At 69.4% G+C, this 14,410-nt stretch carries 13 protein-coding genes and 1 riboswitch; of the genes, 4 read left to right on the top strand and 9 right to left on the bottom strand.

Annotated elements, in window-relative coordinates; translation table 11 throughout:
* The first annotated feature begins 169 nt into the window (after nucleotides 1-169).
* The gene (locus AP428_RS11100; RefSeq protein WP_041489247.1) at nucleotides 170-1,816 is read left to right on the top strand and encodes a hypothetical protein; all 1,647 of its coding nucleotides are present in this window, start codon (nucleotides 170-172) and stop codon (nucleotides 1,814-1,816) included.
* Between the two features lie 81 nt (nucleotides 1,817-1,897).
* On the opposite strand, the gene lnt is transcribed toward AP428_RS11100, so the two are convergent.
* From lnt to AP428_RS11065, 8 genes are all read right to left on the bottom strand, one after another.
* Nucleotides 1,898-3,601, bottom strand: coding sequence for an apolipoprotein N-acyltransferase (gene lnt, locus AP428_RS11095; RefSeq protein ID WP_011546163.1), 1,704 nt, complete (start codon nucleotides 3,599-3,601; stop codon nucleotides 1,898-1,900).
* A 52-nt stretch (nucleotides 3,602-3,653) separates the two neighbouring features.
* On the bottom strand, nucleotides 3,654-4,541 hold the full coding sequence (locus AP428_RS11090) for an HlyC/CorC family transporter (RefSeq protein WP_006477871.1): 888 nt from the start codon (nucleotides 4,539-4,541) through the stop codon (nucleotides 3,654-3,656).
* 297 nt (nucleotides 4,542-4,838) lie between these two features.
* The gene (locus tag AP428_RS37155) at nucleotides 4,839-4,988 is read right to left on the bottom strand and encodes a hypothetical protein (protein ID WP_164728356.1); all 150 of its coding nucleotides are present in this window, start codon (nucleotides 4,986-4,988) and stop codon (nucleotides 4,839-4,841) included.
* An 88-nt stretch (nucleotides 4,989-5,076) separates the two neighbouring features.
* On the bottom strand, nucleotides 5,077-5,709 hold the full coding sequence (locus AP428_RS11085; RefSeq protein WP_011546161.1) for a gamma-glutamylcyclotransferase: 633 nt from the start codon (nucleotides 5,707-5,709) through the stop codon (nucleotides 5,077-5,079).
* 12 nt (nucleotides 5,710-5,721) lie between these two features.
* Complete coding sequence (ybeY, locus tag AP428_RS11080; RefSeq protein ID WP_011546160.1) at nucleotides 5,722-6,498, bottom strand: rRNA maturation RNase YbeY; 777 nt, start codon at nucleotides 6,496-6,498, stop codon at nucleotides 5,722-5,724.
* 142 nt (nucleotides 6,499-6,640) lie between these two features.
* Entirely contained in the window at nucleotides 6,641-7,687 is a 1,047-nt protein-coding gene (locus AP428_RS11075) for a PhoH family protein (RefSeq protein WP_006477874.1), read from the bottom strand.
* Nucleotides 7,688-7,720: 33 nt separating this feature from the next.
* A complete protein-coding gene (gene miaB / locus AP428_RS11070) occupies nucleotides 7,721-9,094 on the bottom strand; it encodes a tRNA (N6-isopentenyl adenosine(37)-C2)-methylthiotransferase MiaB (protein WP_006477875.1) in 1,374 nt (457 codons plus the stop codon).
* A 209-nt stretch (nucleotides 9,095-9,303) separates the two neighbouring features.
* Nucleotides 9,304-10,236, bottom strand: a complete 933-nt coding sequence (locus tag AP428_RS11065) for a LysR family transcriptional regulator (protein ID WP_006477876.1) — start codon at nucleotides 10,234-10,236, stop codon at nucleotides 9,304-9,306.
* A 147-nt stretch (nucleotides 10,237-10,383) separates the two neighbouring features.
* Here AP428_RS11065 and AP428_RS11060 point away from each other — a divergent pair, with 147 nt between their 5' ends.
* The 3 genes from AP428_RS11060 to ribB all read left to right on the top strand — a co-directional run bounded on the left by AP428_RS11060 (nucleotide 10,384) and on the right by ribB (nucleotide 13,630).
* A complete protein-coding gene (locus AP428_RS11060) occupies nucleotides 10,384-11,559 on the top strand; it encodes an MFS transporter (RefSeq protein WP_054928047.1) in 1,176 nt (391 codons plus the stop codon).
* Nucleotides 11,560-11,778: 219 nt separating this feature from the next.
* Nucleotides 11,779-12,465 carry a helix-turn-helix domain-containing protein gene (locus AP428_RS11055; RefSeq protein ID WP_011546157.1) on the top strand — a complete coding sequence of 229 codons (687 nt, stop codon included), beginning with the start codon at nucleotides 11,779-11,781 and terminating at the stop codon, nucleotides 12,463-12,465.
* A gap of 187 nt (nucleotides 12,466-12,652) precedes the next feature.
* A riboswitch (FMN riboswitch) is annotated at nucleotides 12,653-12,801 on the top strand.
* Between the two features lie 118 nt (nucleotides 12,802-12,919).
* Nucleotides 12,920-13,630, top strand: a complete 711-nt coding sequence (gene ribB / locus AP428_RS11050; protein ID WP_006477879.1) for a 3,4-dihydroxy-2-butanone-4-phosphate synthase — start codon at nucleotides 12,920-12,922, stop codon at nucleotides 13,628-13,630.
* Nucleotides 13,631-13,700: 70 nt separating this feature from the next.
* Here the strand turns inward: ribB and AP428_RS11045 are convergent, their stop codons facing one another.
* Complete coding sequence (locus tag AP428_RS11045) at nucleotides 13,701-14,387, bottom strand: HAD family hydrolase (RefSeq protein WP_012329191.1); 687 nt, start codon at nucleotides 14,385-14,387, stop codon at nucleotides 13,701-13,703.
* Nucleotides 14,388-14,410: the final 23 nt, after the last annotated feature.

The raw sequence follows: 14,410 nt of genomic DNA, 5'->3' as shown, positions 1-14,410 counted from the left end.
GATCGGCGACCGGATGCGGCCGGAAGGCAGATGCGGGCACCGCCGCACCGGTCCGGCGGCCTGCGCACACGTGCGCGGCGCCCATGCCGCGGCGCGTCGCGCGGGCGGTAAGATGCGCGTATTGCGGTGCGCCACGCGTGCCGCGTCACCGCTTGCCGACGCCGACTGCATGGACGACCCGAACGACATCCTGATTCCGCTGCTTCCGCCGTTTCTCGCGCTGCTCGGGCAGGCCGCCGACGCGCAGGCGCGCGGCGAGCGCGCCGCGCACGATCTGTGGCTGGCCGCTGCGGCCCATCTGCATGCGGTCGATGCCGATGCGCTGGTGCGGCTCACGACGACGCTCGTCGCGCGGCAGCGCCCGGCCGACGCGCTCGCGCTCGCCGAATGCGCGGTGCGCGTGCAGCCGGGCGCGGCCACGCACTTCAACCACGGCTACGCGCTGCAGATGGCCGGCCGTCACGCGGATGCGGTCGCGCCGTACCGCGCGGCGCTCGCGATCGATGCCGGCTGGCCGTCGCTGCGCAACAACCTCGCGATCGCGCTGCGCTTGTCGGGCGCGGATCGCGCGGAAGAAATCGCGCTGCTCGACGCGGCCGTGAAGCACGATCCGCGGGACGTGCAGGCATGGATCAACCTCGTCGTCGCGCGGATCGCGACGCACGACCTGGACGCTGCGCTCGCGTGCGCAGCGCGGCTCGCCGACCTCGCGCCCGACAACGCGCTCGCGATGAACAACGTCGCGATGGCGATGAAGGAGGCGCAGCGCTGGGACGAGGCCGAGCGCCATGCGGCGCGCGCATGCGAGCTGGCGCCCGACGATGCGTCGTTCCGTTTCAATCTCGCGATCATCCAGCTCGTGCGCGGCAACCACGCGGCCGGCTGGCGCGGCCACGAGGCGCGCTGGGACGGCGCGGGCGAGTTGCGCGGCCGCCGGCCGGCGCTGCCGGGCCCGCGCTGGCAGGGCGAGCCGCTCGCCGGCAAGACGCTGCTGGTGTGGGGCGAGCAGGGGCTCGGCGACGTGCTGCAGTTCTGCCGCTTCGTCGTGCCGCTCGCCGAGCGCGTGCATCGCGAGGGCGGCCGGCTCGCGTGGAATACGTTTCCGGCGCTCGGCACGCTGATGCAGCGCAGCCTCGGTGCGCACGCGGACGTGTTCGGCGCGGGCGGCGGCATCGATGCGTTGCCGGCATTCGATTACGAAGTGCCGCTGATCGGCCTGCCGCTGATGCTCGGCATGGAGGCGTCGACGCTCGCCGCCTCGGTGCCGTACCTGCGGGCCGAGCCGGGTGCTCGCGACGCGTGGCGCGCGCGGCTCGCCCGCGACGGCCGGCTGAAGGTCGGGCTCGTGTGGACGGGCAGTGCGGGCCACCAGCGCAATCCGTTCCGGCGCGTCGGGCTCGAGCGCTACGCCGACGCGTTTCGCGGCATCGACGGCGTCACGTTCTATTCGCTCCAGCCGGGTGCGGACACGGACGTCGCCGCCGCGCGCGCGGCCGGTTTCGCGATCGAGGACTACACGGCCGAATTGACGAGTTTCGACGATACGGCCGCGTTCATCGGCGCGCTGGATCTCGTGATCACCGTGTGCACGTCGGTCGCGCATCTGGCCGGCGCGCTCGGCGCGCGCACCTGGGTGCTGCTCGACGTGAATCCGCACTGGCCGTGGCTGCTCGAGCGCCGGGACAGCCCGTGGTATCCGACCGCGACGTTGTACCGGCAGCCGACGTTCGGCGCGTGGGCGCCGGTGATGGAGGAAGTCAGCCGCGATCTGCGGCGCATCGCCGCGCAGCCGGAGCAACTGGGCCAACTGGACTAACTGGACCAATCGGACCGGCAGGCCTGAGCGGCCGGCCGGTTCGCGGTCACGGGCCGCCGCGCGCGGCGGCGGCCCGCTGCGTCATTTCGCTGCGTCGCCGCCGTGCTGCTTCCGGCCATTGCGCCGGCGCAGCCCAGGCCCGAACGTGAAGCCGAACGCGAGCAGCACCAGCGACACCGCGAGCACGATGTTGTTGCCGCTCGTCACGTACGGCGTGAAGCCGCTCGTGCCTTCGATCCGCACGTCGAGCGAGCCGATCGTGAACGGCTTCAACTGGCCGAGCACGCGCCCGTGCGCGTCGATCGCGGCTGTCATCCCGGTGTTGGTCGAGCGCAGCATCGGCCGGCCCGTTTCGAGCGAGCGCATCCGCGCGATCTGCAGGTGCTGGTCGAGCGCGATCGTGTCGCCGAACCACGCGAGGTTCGTCACGTTGACGAGCACGCCCGGCGGCTGCGGGTTGTCGCGGATCGTCGCGGCGATTTCCTCGCCGAACAAGTCCTCGTAGCAGATATCGGCCATCACCGGCTGGTTGTGCACGAGGAACGGCTTCTGCACCGGCGCGCCGCGCGCGAAGTCGCCGAGCGGCATCTTCATCAGGTTGACGAACCACCGGAAGCCCCACGGGATGAATTCGCCGAAGGGCACGAGGTGATGCTTGTCGTAGTGATAGATGTCGCGCGAATTCGGCGTCACGCCGTACAGGCTGTTCGTGTAGTCGACGTAGTGGCCGTCCTCGGTCACCGACGCGCCGACCGCGCCGAACAGCACGGCCGAACCGGTCGTGTCGCTGAACTTGCGGATCGCGACGGCGAACGGCTCGGGCAGCTCCTGGATCATCACCGCGATCGCGGTCTCGGGCGTGACGATCAGGTCGGCCGGCTTCTCGACGATCATCTGCTGGTACATCTTGATCGCCGCGTCGATGCCTTCCTGCTCGAACTTGATGTCCTGCTTCACGTTGCCCTGCAGCAGCCGCACGGTGAGCGGGGCGTTGGCAGGCACGGTCCACGTGACCTGCGACAGCCCGACGCCGGCCGCGACCAGCGCGACGGCGATGGCGGCCGGCGCGGCGATGCGCACGCGGGCGTTGCCGCTCGGTGCGGCGGCGCCGCCGTCACGCCCCGGCGACGGGCGCGCGGCGGCGAGCGCCTGCACGACCAGCGCGGCGAACAGCGCGAGCACCCACGCGATCCCGTACACGCCGACGACCGGCGCAAAGCCCGCGAACGGGCCGTCGACCTGCGGGTAGCCGCTGCCGAGCCACGGAAAGCCGGTGAACACGGTGCCGCGCAGCCATTCGCCGAGCGCCCACGCGCTCGCGAATGCAAACGCGCCGTGCCAGGTCGGCGAGAACGGCCGCGGGTCGGGCTCGCGGCGGTGCCACGCATGGCCCGCGCAGAACGACCACAGCCCGGCCGAGAACGCCGGGTACAGCGACAGGTACAGCGAGAACAGCACGAGCGCGCCGCCCGCGAGCGGCGCGGCCATCTCGCCGTACACGTGCATGCTGATGTAGAGCCACCAGACGCCGGTGATGAAGTTGCCTAAGCCGAACGCGCCGCCGGTGAGCGCGGCGCCGCGCCAGCTCGACGTGCGCGTCAGCTGTGCGAAAAACCAGACGAATACGACGAGTTGCAGCCAACCGCCATGCGGCGTGGGCGCGAAGCTGAGCGTATTGGCCGCGCCGGCGAGCAGCGCGGCCGGATAGTGCCAGCGCGGCAGCGCGCGGCCGGGCGCCGGCGCGAGAAGGCCGCCAGCCGGGCGGGACGGGATCGGATCGTCCATGTGAAGCGGAAGAGGGCGAGCGGTTGAAGGAGGCGCGGCTGGCGCGGAGCGGTCAGTCTTCGTGCGAGGTTTCGGCGCGACGGCTGGCGAGCGGGTTGCGGCGCACCAGCAGCACATGAACCTGGCGCGCATCGCCGCGCTGGATTTCGAACACGAGGTTGCCGAGCTGCAGCTTCTCGCCGCGGTGCGGCACGCGTCCGAAATGATGGGTGATCAGCCCGCCGATCGTGTCGACTTCGTCGTCGGGGAAATCGGTGCCAAACACCTCGTTGAACTGCTCGATCTCGGTGAGCGCGCGCACGCGGTAGCGGCCGTCCGGCCCCGAGATGATGTTGCCGGCTTCCTCGTCGAAGTCGTATTCGTCCTCGATGTCGCCGACGATCTGTTCGAGCACGTCCTCGATCGTGATCAGGCCCGCGACGCCGCCGTATTCGTCGACGACGATCGCCAGGTGGTTGCGGTTCACGCGGAAGTCGTGCAGCAGCACGTTCAGGCGCTTCGATTCCGGAATGAACACGGCCGGGCGCAGCATCCCGCGCACGTCGAACTCTTCCTCGGCGTAGAAGCGCAGCAGATCCTTCGCGAGCAGCACGCCGATCACGTTGTCGCGGTTCTCCTCGAACACGGGATAGCGCGAGTGCGCCTTTTCGAGGACGAACGGGATGAAATCCTCGGGCTTGTCGGCGATGTTGATCGCGTCCATCTGCGCGCGCGGCACCATGATGTCGCGGGCGCACAGATCGGAGACCTGGAACACGCCTTCGATCATCGACAGCGAATCGGCGTCGATCAGGTTGCGTTCGTGGGCGTCCTGGAGGATTTCCAGCAGCTCGCCGCGGGATTCGGGCTCGGGCGAGATGAAGTCGGTCAGGCGCTCGAGCAGCGAGCGCTTTTCTTGCGGTTTGTCGGTTGGCTTACGACTGGGATACGAATCGTTCATGGTGGTGCGCCCGGGTCATGCCGGAGCGCGCGGTCACGGAGTAGGCAAGGATACACCAAGGGCACGACGCGACCGTGTCACCCCGGCCGCACGGCCAGGATGGGCGGCTCGCGCGGGCCCCGCTCGCGGACGGCCGCGCCGGGCGCGGCGTCGTCTTCGGGTCCATCCTATCGCAGAAAGGGTCGGCGGGGCGTGGCGGCCAAAAAACGCTGGCGGGAAGCGCGGCGCGGCCCGACGCGGGAAATCGGCCGTGACGGCGGCATTCTGCCGCAGGCGGGCGCCCGCCTCACGCGCCGCTCAGAATCGCATGCCGGCCGAGCAGCCGCCGGCGGCCGCGCCGTTGGTGGCTGCGCCGCCGCAGCCGAGTATGCCGCAGCCGGACAGTGCGACGCTCGCGGCGACGAGCAGCGCGGCGATCCTGCAACGCGACCGGCGTGACGGTTTCATCGGGTGTGTCCTCGTGCGGATGCGCGGGATGCGCTGGCTGAGCGGTGTCGCATGGTGGCGGGCCGCGCGTCGTGCGGGATCTGCGGGATCACCGGCATCGCGCCAGCAACCCTTCCAGCGCGCGGTCGGGGATGCCGCTCGCGCGCAGCGCGTCGACCGTGCGGCTCACGTAGTCGAGCGTCGTGCCGTAGCGGCCGGCCGCGCAGCCGAACACTTCCTTCACGACGGGGTCGGGCAGCTTGCCCGTATAGGTCGGTGCGTCGCGGCGCATCACGAACGCGAGCGCGTTCACGCGTTCGCCGGTCTCGAGCGAGCACGGCAGCCACGCAGGCCGGTACGAGCCCATCGGCATCTCGCGTTTCCACAATGTCTCGAGATGCGGCTGCGCGGTCGGGCCGGAGAGCCGGAATGCGATGCCCGAGCACGAGCCGCCGCGATCGAGCGCGAGCACGAGGCCCGGCCGTTCGGGGGTGCCGCGGTTCACGCGCGACCACAGGTAGAGCCCGCGGTGATAGCCGTGCACCTTGCCGCGCACGGCGGCGACGGTCGGCAGGCCGGGGTTCCAGATCAGCGAGCCATAGCCGAACAGCCAGAGATCTTGCTGGCCGTCCCAGTCGCGCATCGTATGCGCGAGCGACGCCGCGAGCTCGTCTTCCGTCAGCAGACGGCCTTCGCCGATCGACGGCGGGTAGGCGGGCGGCAGCATCGCGGCGTTACGCATCGGGCGGACGGCTTACTGGTACGGGTTCGGGAAACCCAGTTTCGCGAGGATGTCGACTTCGAGCGCTTCCATTTCGGCGGCGTCCTCGTCGCTCGTCTCGTGGTCGTAGCCCTGCGCGTGCAGCGCGCCGTGCACCAGCAGGTGCGCGTAATGGGCCGCGAGCGGCTTGCCCTGGTCGTGCGCTTCCTTCTCGACCACCGGGCAGCACAGCACGAGGTCGCCGATCACGGTGCCGTCGGGTGCCGCGTCGTACGCGAAGGTCAGCACGTTGGTCGGATAGTCCTTGTGGCGGTAGCCGGCATTCAGCGTCCGGCCTTCGTTTTCGCCGACGAAGCGCACGGTGAGCTGCGCGCTCGCGAACAGCGCCGGCTCGATCCACTCGGCGATCAGCTTGCGCTTCGGCAGCGTCTTGCGCACGTCGCTCGTGATCTCGTCGCCGTACTGCACGGACAGGTCGAGCTCCAGCGCGCGCGGCTCGTCTTCGGGGTCGTCCTCGCGCGGCGCGAATTCGGCGCCGACGTGCAGCGTCACGCTGTCGTAGTGCTCGGGCTGCAGCGCGAGCTTCGCGCGCATCGCCGGATCGTTGTGCTGCGCGACGATCGCGACGGCCGCGTCGCCCGAGCTGCCCGACAGGTCGAACATCAGGCTGCGGCCGTCCGGGAAGTCGATCCGCAGCCCTTGCGCGTTGACGGTGCGGGCTTTGCCCTTCGCGTCGAACAGCGAAAGGCGGGGGGATTCGGGCGCGGCGGACGGGGCGCGGCCGGACTTGCGGGAACGGGAGGATTTCATGACGCGTACGGCGATTGGGACGCGTTGAGGATACACCAAACGGCCGATCGCGCCCGAATTCGGACCGGCTGCGTGCGGGCGAAAAAAAAGCCCGGCGCGCCGTCTGGCGGGCCGGGCCGGGGCAGCGCGCAGGCGCCGCCGCTCAGCCGTCCTGGTGCTGCGCGTGGAATTCGTCGTACGCCTCGACGATGCGCGCGACGAGCGGATGGCGCACCACGTCCGCGCTCGTGAAGCGCGTGAGCGCGATGCCGCGCACGCCGCCGAGCACCTGCTGCGCCTCGACGAGGCCGCTCTTGTGGCCGCGCGGCAGGTCGACCTGGCTCGTGTCGCCGGTCACGACCGCCTTCGAGCCGAAGCCGATCCGCGTGAGGAACATCTTCATCTGCTCGGGCGTCGTGTTCTGCGCCTCGTCGAGGATGATGAACGCGTGGTTCAGCGTGCGGCCGCGCATGTACGCGAGCGGCGCGATCTCGATCATCTGGCGCTCGAACATCTTGGCCGTCTTGTCGAAGCCGAGCAGGTCGTACAGCGCGTCGTACAGCGGCCGCAGGTACGGGTCGACCTTCTGCGCGAGATCGCCCGGCAGGAAGCCGAGCCGCTCGCCGGCCTCGACGGCCGGGCGCGTCAGCACGATCCGCTTGACCTGGTCGCGCTCGAGCGCATCGACCGCGCACGCGACCGCGAGGTAGGTCTTGCCGGTGCCGGCCGGCCCGATGCCGAACGTCACGTCGTGCTGCAGGATCTGCTTCAGGTATTCGCGCTGGGCGGGCGTGCGGCCGCGCAGGTCGGCGCGCCGCGTATAGAGCTTCGGCCCCGGCTCTTCCTCCGGCTCGCTGGCGTCGAGCTGCGCGACGGGTTCGTCGAACGGATGATCGGGATCGCCGCGAAAGCGCACGTCGACCGTGTCCTGGCGGCCGTTGCCGGCCGTATGGCGCACTTCGACCAGCGCGAGCTGGATGTCGTCGACCGACAGCGGATCGCGCGCGCGGTTGTAGAAGTTTTCGAGCGCGGCGAGCGCGAGCTTGGCGCCGCGCCCGCGGATCGTGATCCGATGGCCGCGCCGCGCGAGCGTGACGTCGAGCGCCTGTTCGATCTGCCGCAGGTTCTCGTCGAGCGGGCCGCAGAGGTTGGCGAGGCGCGCGTTGTCATCGCGCGGGGCGGTGAATTCCAGTGCTTGGACGGTCTTCAAAGTAGCGTCGGGCTCCTGTCGGGCGTCAGTCGGTCAGTGGGTGGCCGTGCTCGCGTCGTCGCTGACGAGCACGAGCTCGCCGCGCAGCGAGTGCGGGTACGCATGGTTGATCTTCACGTCGATCATCTGGCCGATCAGGCGCGGGTGCGACGCGAGCGGCGCCGGGAAATTCACCACGCGGTTGTTCTCGGTGCGGCCCGCGAGCTCGTTCGGGTCCTTGCGCGACGGGCCCTCGACGAGGATTCGCTCGACCTTCCCCACCATCGACTGGCTGATGCGCGCGACGTTCTCCTCGATCGTCGCCTGCAGATGTTGCAGGCGTTTGAGCTTCACTTCGCGCGGCGTGTCGTCGGCGAGGTTTGCGGCCGGCGTGCCGGGGCGCGGGCTGTAGATGAACGAGAAGCTGGTGTCGTAGCCCATCTCGTGCACGAGCGCCATCATCTTGTCGAAATCGTCCTCGGTCTCGCCGGGGAAGCCGACGATCATGTCGGTCGACAGCGACAGGTCGGGGCGGATCGCGCGCAGCTTGCGGATCACCGACTTGTATTCGAGCACCGTGTAGCCGCGCTTCATCGCCATCAGGATGCGGTCGGAGCCGTGCTGGACCGGCAGGTGCAGGTGGCTCACGAGCTTCGGCACCTTCGCGTACGTGTCGATCAGGCGCTGCGTGAATTCCTTCGGGTGCGACGTCGTGTAGCGGATCCGCTCGATGCCGGGGATGTCGGCGACGTATTCGATCAGCGTCGCGAAATCGGCGATGTCGGTCGACCCGGCCGTCAGCGCGCCGCGGTAGGCGTTCACGTTCTGGCCGAGCAGCGTGACTTCGCGCACGCCCTGGTCGGCGAGGCCGGCCACTTCGGTCAGCACGTCGTCGAGCGGGCGCGACACTTCATCGCCGCGCGTGTACGGCACCACGCAGTAGCTGCAGTACTTCGAGCAGCCTTCCATGATCGACACGAACGCGCTCGGCCCCTCGACGCGCGCGGGCGGCAGATGGTCGAACTTCTCGATTTCGGGGAACGTGATGTCGACCTGCGCGCGGCCGCTCGCGCGGCGCGCGTCGATCATCTGCGGCAGGCGGTGCAGCGTTTGCGGGCCGAACACGAGGTCGACGTACGGCGCGCGCGACACGATCGACGCACCTTCCTGGCTCGCGACGCAGCCGCCGACGCCGATCAGCAGGCCCGGCTTCGCTTCCTTCAGCTCGCGCACGCGGCCGAGATCGGAGAACACCTTCTCCTGCGCCTTCTCGCGCACCGAGCACGTGTTGAACAGGATGATGTCCGCGTCTTCCGGCGTGTCGGTCTTTTCGAGGCCTTCGGCCGCATTGAGCACGTCCACCATCTTGTCCGAGTCGTACTCGTTCATCTGGCAGCCGAAGGTCTTTACGTAAACTTTCTTGGTCATGGGGATTCGCCGTTCGCAGTGGTTGACCTGGGGGCGTCGTCAAGAGTGAATCGGGACGGCCGGGTGCGGCACGCGAATCGCGCGCATCGGGCAGGAAAGGCCGTCGGGAAAGCCTTCCATTATAGCTTTTCGTGCCACGACGGGCGGCCGGCCGGTTGCGGGCGCGCGACGCCGGCTCCGGGGTTCCGACCCCCCCTAAGGAGCGGCCATCAATGGCACGCATTCAGCAGGTCGTCGAGCGCGGCTTCCTCGCGCGCGAAGCGCTCGGCGAGAAAGTCGAGCAGCACGCGCACGCGCGGCGCCATGTAGCGCTTGCTGTGATAGATCGCGTGCAGCGGCGCGTCCTGGTGGCGCCAGTCGGGCAGCAGCACGCGCAGCCGGCCCGCGCGGACGTCGTCGGCGATGTCCCACAGCGACTTCAGTGCAATGCCGTGGCCGCGCAGCGTCCATTCGCGCGTGAGGCCGCCGTCGTTGGTCTCGAACGCGGTCGACACCGGCACCGTGTGGATCTGCACTTCGTCGCCGCGCGTGAAATGCCAGGTGTTCATCGGACCGGATGCGATCGTGATCACGTTGCACGGAAAGCGGGCCAGATCGTGCGGATCGGCCGGCAGGCCATGGCGTTCGACGAACGACGGCGCCGCGCACAGCACGCGCCGGTTGGTCGCGAGCCGGCGGGCGATCAGCGCGCCGTCGGGCGGCGCGGCGAAGCGGATCGCGAGGTCGATCTCGTCCTGCCACAGGTTCGACGACGAATCGGACGCCGTCAGCGAGAACGTGACGCCCGGATGCAGCGTCGTGAATTCGTGGAGCCAGTCGAGCAGCTGGTGGCGGCCGAAATCGGACGTCGACGACAGCCGCACCTTGCCGCTCACGACGTTGCGGCCTTCCTGCAGCATCGCATCCGCGTCGTCGAGCGCCTGCAGCGCCTGGCGGCAGCAGTTCAGATACAGCTTGCCTTCGTCGGTGAGCCGCAATTGCCGCGTCGAGCGCTCGAACAGCCGCGTCGCGATCTTCGCCTCGAGTTTTGCAAGCCGCGCGCTCGCGGCGGCCGGCGTGAGGTTCAGCTTGCGCCCGGCGGCGGACAGGCTGCCCAGTTCCGCCGCCTCGACGAACAGCCGGATATCCCCCAGTCGGTCCATGCGATTTTCCAGAAATTTTTGAAAATGGTTCAAATGCCACGCCAATTATCAAATATAGGCGTCTTCGGGACAATGCGCGCACATCCCGCTTTCTTGTGCGGTGCGGCACCGAACCGGCGCCGCGGCCGCCGCCTTCCGGAGAACGTCATGCCCATTCCGCTCCTGGCGCTCGCGATCAGCGCCTTCGCCATCGGCACCACCGAATTCATCATCATGGGTCTGCTGCCCGAAGTCGCGCACGACCTCGTCGTGTCGCTGCCGTCGGCCGGCCTGCTCGTCACCGGCTACGCGCTCGGCGTCGCGGTCGGCGCGCCGCTGCTCGCGGTGCTGACGAGCCGCATGCCGCACAAGGCCGCGCTGCAGTTACTGATGGGGATCTTCATCGTCGGCAACGTGCTGTGCGCGACCGCGTCCGGCTACGCGATGCTGATGGTCGCGCGCGTCGTCACGTCGTTCGCGCACGGCTCGTTCTTCGGCATCGGCGCGGTGGTCGCCGCGTCGCTCGTGCCGGCCGACAAGCGCGCGAGCGCGATCGCGCTGATGTTCACCGGGCTCACGTTGTCGAACGTGCTCGGCGTGCCGTTCGGCACGTTCGTCGGCCAGTTGCTCGGCTGGCGCGCGTCGTTCTGGATCGTCGCCGCGCTCGGCGTGCTGGCGCTCGGCGGCGTGGCCGCGCTGGTGCCGAACCGCCACGACAGCGGGCCGGTCGGCCTCGGCCACGAAGTGCGCGTGCTGAAGGAGCCGCAGGTGTGGCTCGCGCTGCTGATGACGGTGCTCGGCTTCGGCGGCGTGTTCGTCGTATTCACCTACATCGCGCCGATCCTCGAGACCGTGTCGGGCTACTCGCCGCGCGCGGTCGCGCTGATCCTCGTGTTGTTCGGCGCGGGGCTGACGATCGGCAACACGATCGGCGGCAAGCTCGCCGACCGCGCGCTGATGCCGTCGCTGATCGCGATCCTCGTTGCGCTGATGGCCGTGATGGCCGTGTTCGCGAAGACGAGCCACCTGCCGGTCGCGGCCGCCGTGACCGTATTCGTCTGGGGGATCGCCGCGTTCGCGACGGTGCCGCCGCTGCAGGCGCGCGTGGTCGAGAAGGCCGCGAGCGCGCCGCATCTGGCGTCGACGCTGAACATCGGCGCGTTCAACGTCGGCAATGCGGGCGGCGCGTGGCTTGGCGGCCTCGCGCTGGAACATGGCTTCGCGCTCGATGCGCTGCCGTGGGTCGCGGTCGCGGTGACGTTCGCGGCGCTGGTCGTCACGTGGCTCGCGATGCGGCTCGACGCGCGCGGCCCGGCGCGCGGGGCCGCGCCGGCGGCGCAGTAAGCGGTCGCCACGACGCCTTGCGCGGCGACGCCATAGCGGCAGGAAAAGGTTCGCGAGAAACGTATTCCTCCGCGATGCTGATAACGGTGTGAAGATAACTTCGTTTGCCCGTGCCAGGCCGGGTGATAGCGTCTCGATACGCGCCAATGACCGGCGCAACCCGATTCCGGTTCCGGCTTACCCCTACGCAGGGCCGCGCAGCGGCCCGGAGGCAATGCTATGTCTTCATCCCTGGCGCTCGTGCGCGACGTGTCTTCCTTCGAGTCCGGCAATGCCGCCGACGGGCGCGGCTCCGCGTCGCTCGACGTCCTCGAGCAGGTCGTCGGCGTGAATCTCGCGCGCTTGCGCGCCGAGCGGCAACTGTCGCTCGATGCGCTCGCGCGGCTGTCCGGCGTGTCGCGCGCGATGCTCGCGCAGATCGAATCGGCGCGCAGCGTGCCGTCGATCAAGGTGCTCTGCAAGATCGCGGCGGCACTGAAGGTGTCGGTCGCCGCGTTCCTGCGGCGCCATGCGGTGAACGGCTTCGAGCATCTGGCGGCCGAGCGCGCGTCGCGCGTGGTCAGCTCGAACGGCCGTTTCTCGGCACGTGCGCTGTACCCGGAAGGCGAGCCGGCCGCGGCCGAATTCCACGAGCTGCGGATCGCACCGCTGCATACGGAGCCCGGCGCGCGCCGCGCGCCCGGCACGACGGTCAACCTGGTCGTCAGCGAAGGCACGCTCGAAGTCAGCGTGCACGACCGCCGCCAGTTGCTCGCGACCGGCGACGCGATCGTGTTCGACGCCGACCAGCCGTACAGCCTGCGCAATCCGGGCGACAGCGAAGCGCGCGCGTTCCGCGTGACAGTGAGCCCCGAGGTGCCGCCGCGCTGGCTCGTGCCCGACGCGGCGCACGCCGCCGTCAACTGATCGCGCGGGCCGCGCGGCGCGACTGCGTTCCCGGATGGTCGCGGGATCGCGGGATCGCCCGCCGGCCGTTCGGGCGATCCGGTTAGACAGGGTCGTCAGTAAGGTTTTACCGGTAGTTGGCTGCGCGTCGCGCGCGGCTGTTGTATGCTTGGCCCGCCGGTGACGGGGCGTTCCCGTCCGGCAATCAGTGCGTCTTCAGGGCGGGGCGAAATTCCCCACCGGCGGTAGGTTGGCGTAAGCCGGCGAGCCCGCGAGCGCCCGCGCATCCGCGCGGGGTCAGCAGATCTGGTCGAATGCCAGAGCCGACGGTCACAGTCCGGATGAGAGAAGATGTGCAGATAGTCATGTCCGTCAGGGCCGCTTCGCGCTGCATGCGAAGCGGGTTGTCGTTCTGTCTGTTTGCAATGCCCTGAAACGTTTTTCGCCCTAATCGTATTTGCGAGGAGCGTTTCACATGTCCTTGATGTCCGTTTCGTCGGCGCCTGCCGACGCCTTTGCCGATCTCCCCCTGCTGGATGCCGAACCGGTGCCGCCGCGCATCGCCGCCGCGCTCGACGCGATGCGTGCCGGCCGCGCGGTCGTGCTGCAGGACGACCACGACCGCGAGAACGAAGCCGATCTGATCGTCGCCGCCGAGCGCATCACGCCCGAGACGATGGCGCTGCTGATCCGCGAGTGCAGCGGCATCGTCTGCCTGTGCCTGACCGACGACACGGTGCGCGCGCTCGAACTGCCGCCGATGGTGCAGACCAACGAAAGCCGCAATGGCACCGCGTTCACCGTGTCGATCGAGGCGCGCGAAGGCGTGCATACCGGGGTGTCGGCCGCCGATCGCGTGACGACGATCCGCGCGGCGATCGCCGACGGCGCGAAGCCGCACGACATCGTGCGCCCCGGCCACGTGTTTCCGTTGCGTGCGCAACCGGGCGGCGTGCTGGCGCGCCGCGGTCATACCGAAGGCACGGTCGACCTGTCGATTCTCGCGGGCCTGAAGCCGGCCGGCGTACTGTGCGAGCTGATGAATCCGGACGGCACGATGACGCGTGGCGACGATGTCGAGCGCTTCGCGCAACGGCACGGGCTGCCGATGCTGACGATTGCGGAACTCGTCGAGTTCCGCGAGGCATTGGCGGCCGCGCGCGAACGCTGCTGCGAGCCGGCCTGAGCGAAGGAAAGGCGGGCGCGTTCGCGCGCCCGTGGCGCGGCCGGATCGATCGATCCGGCCCGAATGACGATCAGGACTGCACGTCGCCGAATTCGCCGCGCATGCCGGCTTCGACGAGCGCCGGCAGTTCGTCCATCTTGCGCATGATCCGCGTGATGCCCATCGCGCGCAGCGCGTCCGCGTAGTTGTCGGGGATGTGGCTCGCGCCGACGAACGCGATCGTCTTCATCCCGGCCGCCCGCGCGGCATTCAGCCCCGAAATGCTGTCCTCGACGACGACGCAGCGCGCCGGCTCGACGCCGAGCGTGTGTGCCGCATGCAGGTAGACGTCGGGGTAGGGCTTCGGCCGCGCGACCTGTTCGGAGCTGAACACCCGCTCGCCGAAGATCTCGGTGAGCGACGCGCGCTTCAGCGAATTGCGCACGCGCACGAGCCGGCTGTTCGACACGACGGCGGCCGGCAGCGTGACCTTCAGCAGCGCGTCGCGCACACCGCTGATCGGCGTGAGCGATTGCGCGAGCGCGATCTCGATGTTGTGCTCGATGGTCTCGATGAAGTTGGCAGGCATTTCGATGCCGAAGCGGGATTCGATGCCGGTGAGGAAGCGCGACGTCTGCTGGCCGAATGCCGACTTCGCGGCGGCTTCGAAATCGAGATTCGGGAACGTGGCGGACAGCGTGTCGAGCAGCACGCGGTCGGCGATGACTTCGCTGTCGACGAGCACGCCGTCGCAGTCGCAGATGAGGTGATCGAGCATGGTGATGAAAACGCGGGATATCG

The organism is Burkholderia sp. E168m22, assembly GCF_001319805.1.
Classification (GTDB): Bacteria; Pseudomonadota; Gammaproteobacteria; order Burkholderiales; family Burkholderiaceae; genus Burkholderia; species Burkholderia orbicola.
This window is presented reverse-complemented; position numbering and strand designations above follow the sequence as displayed.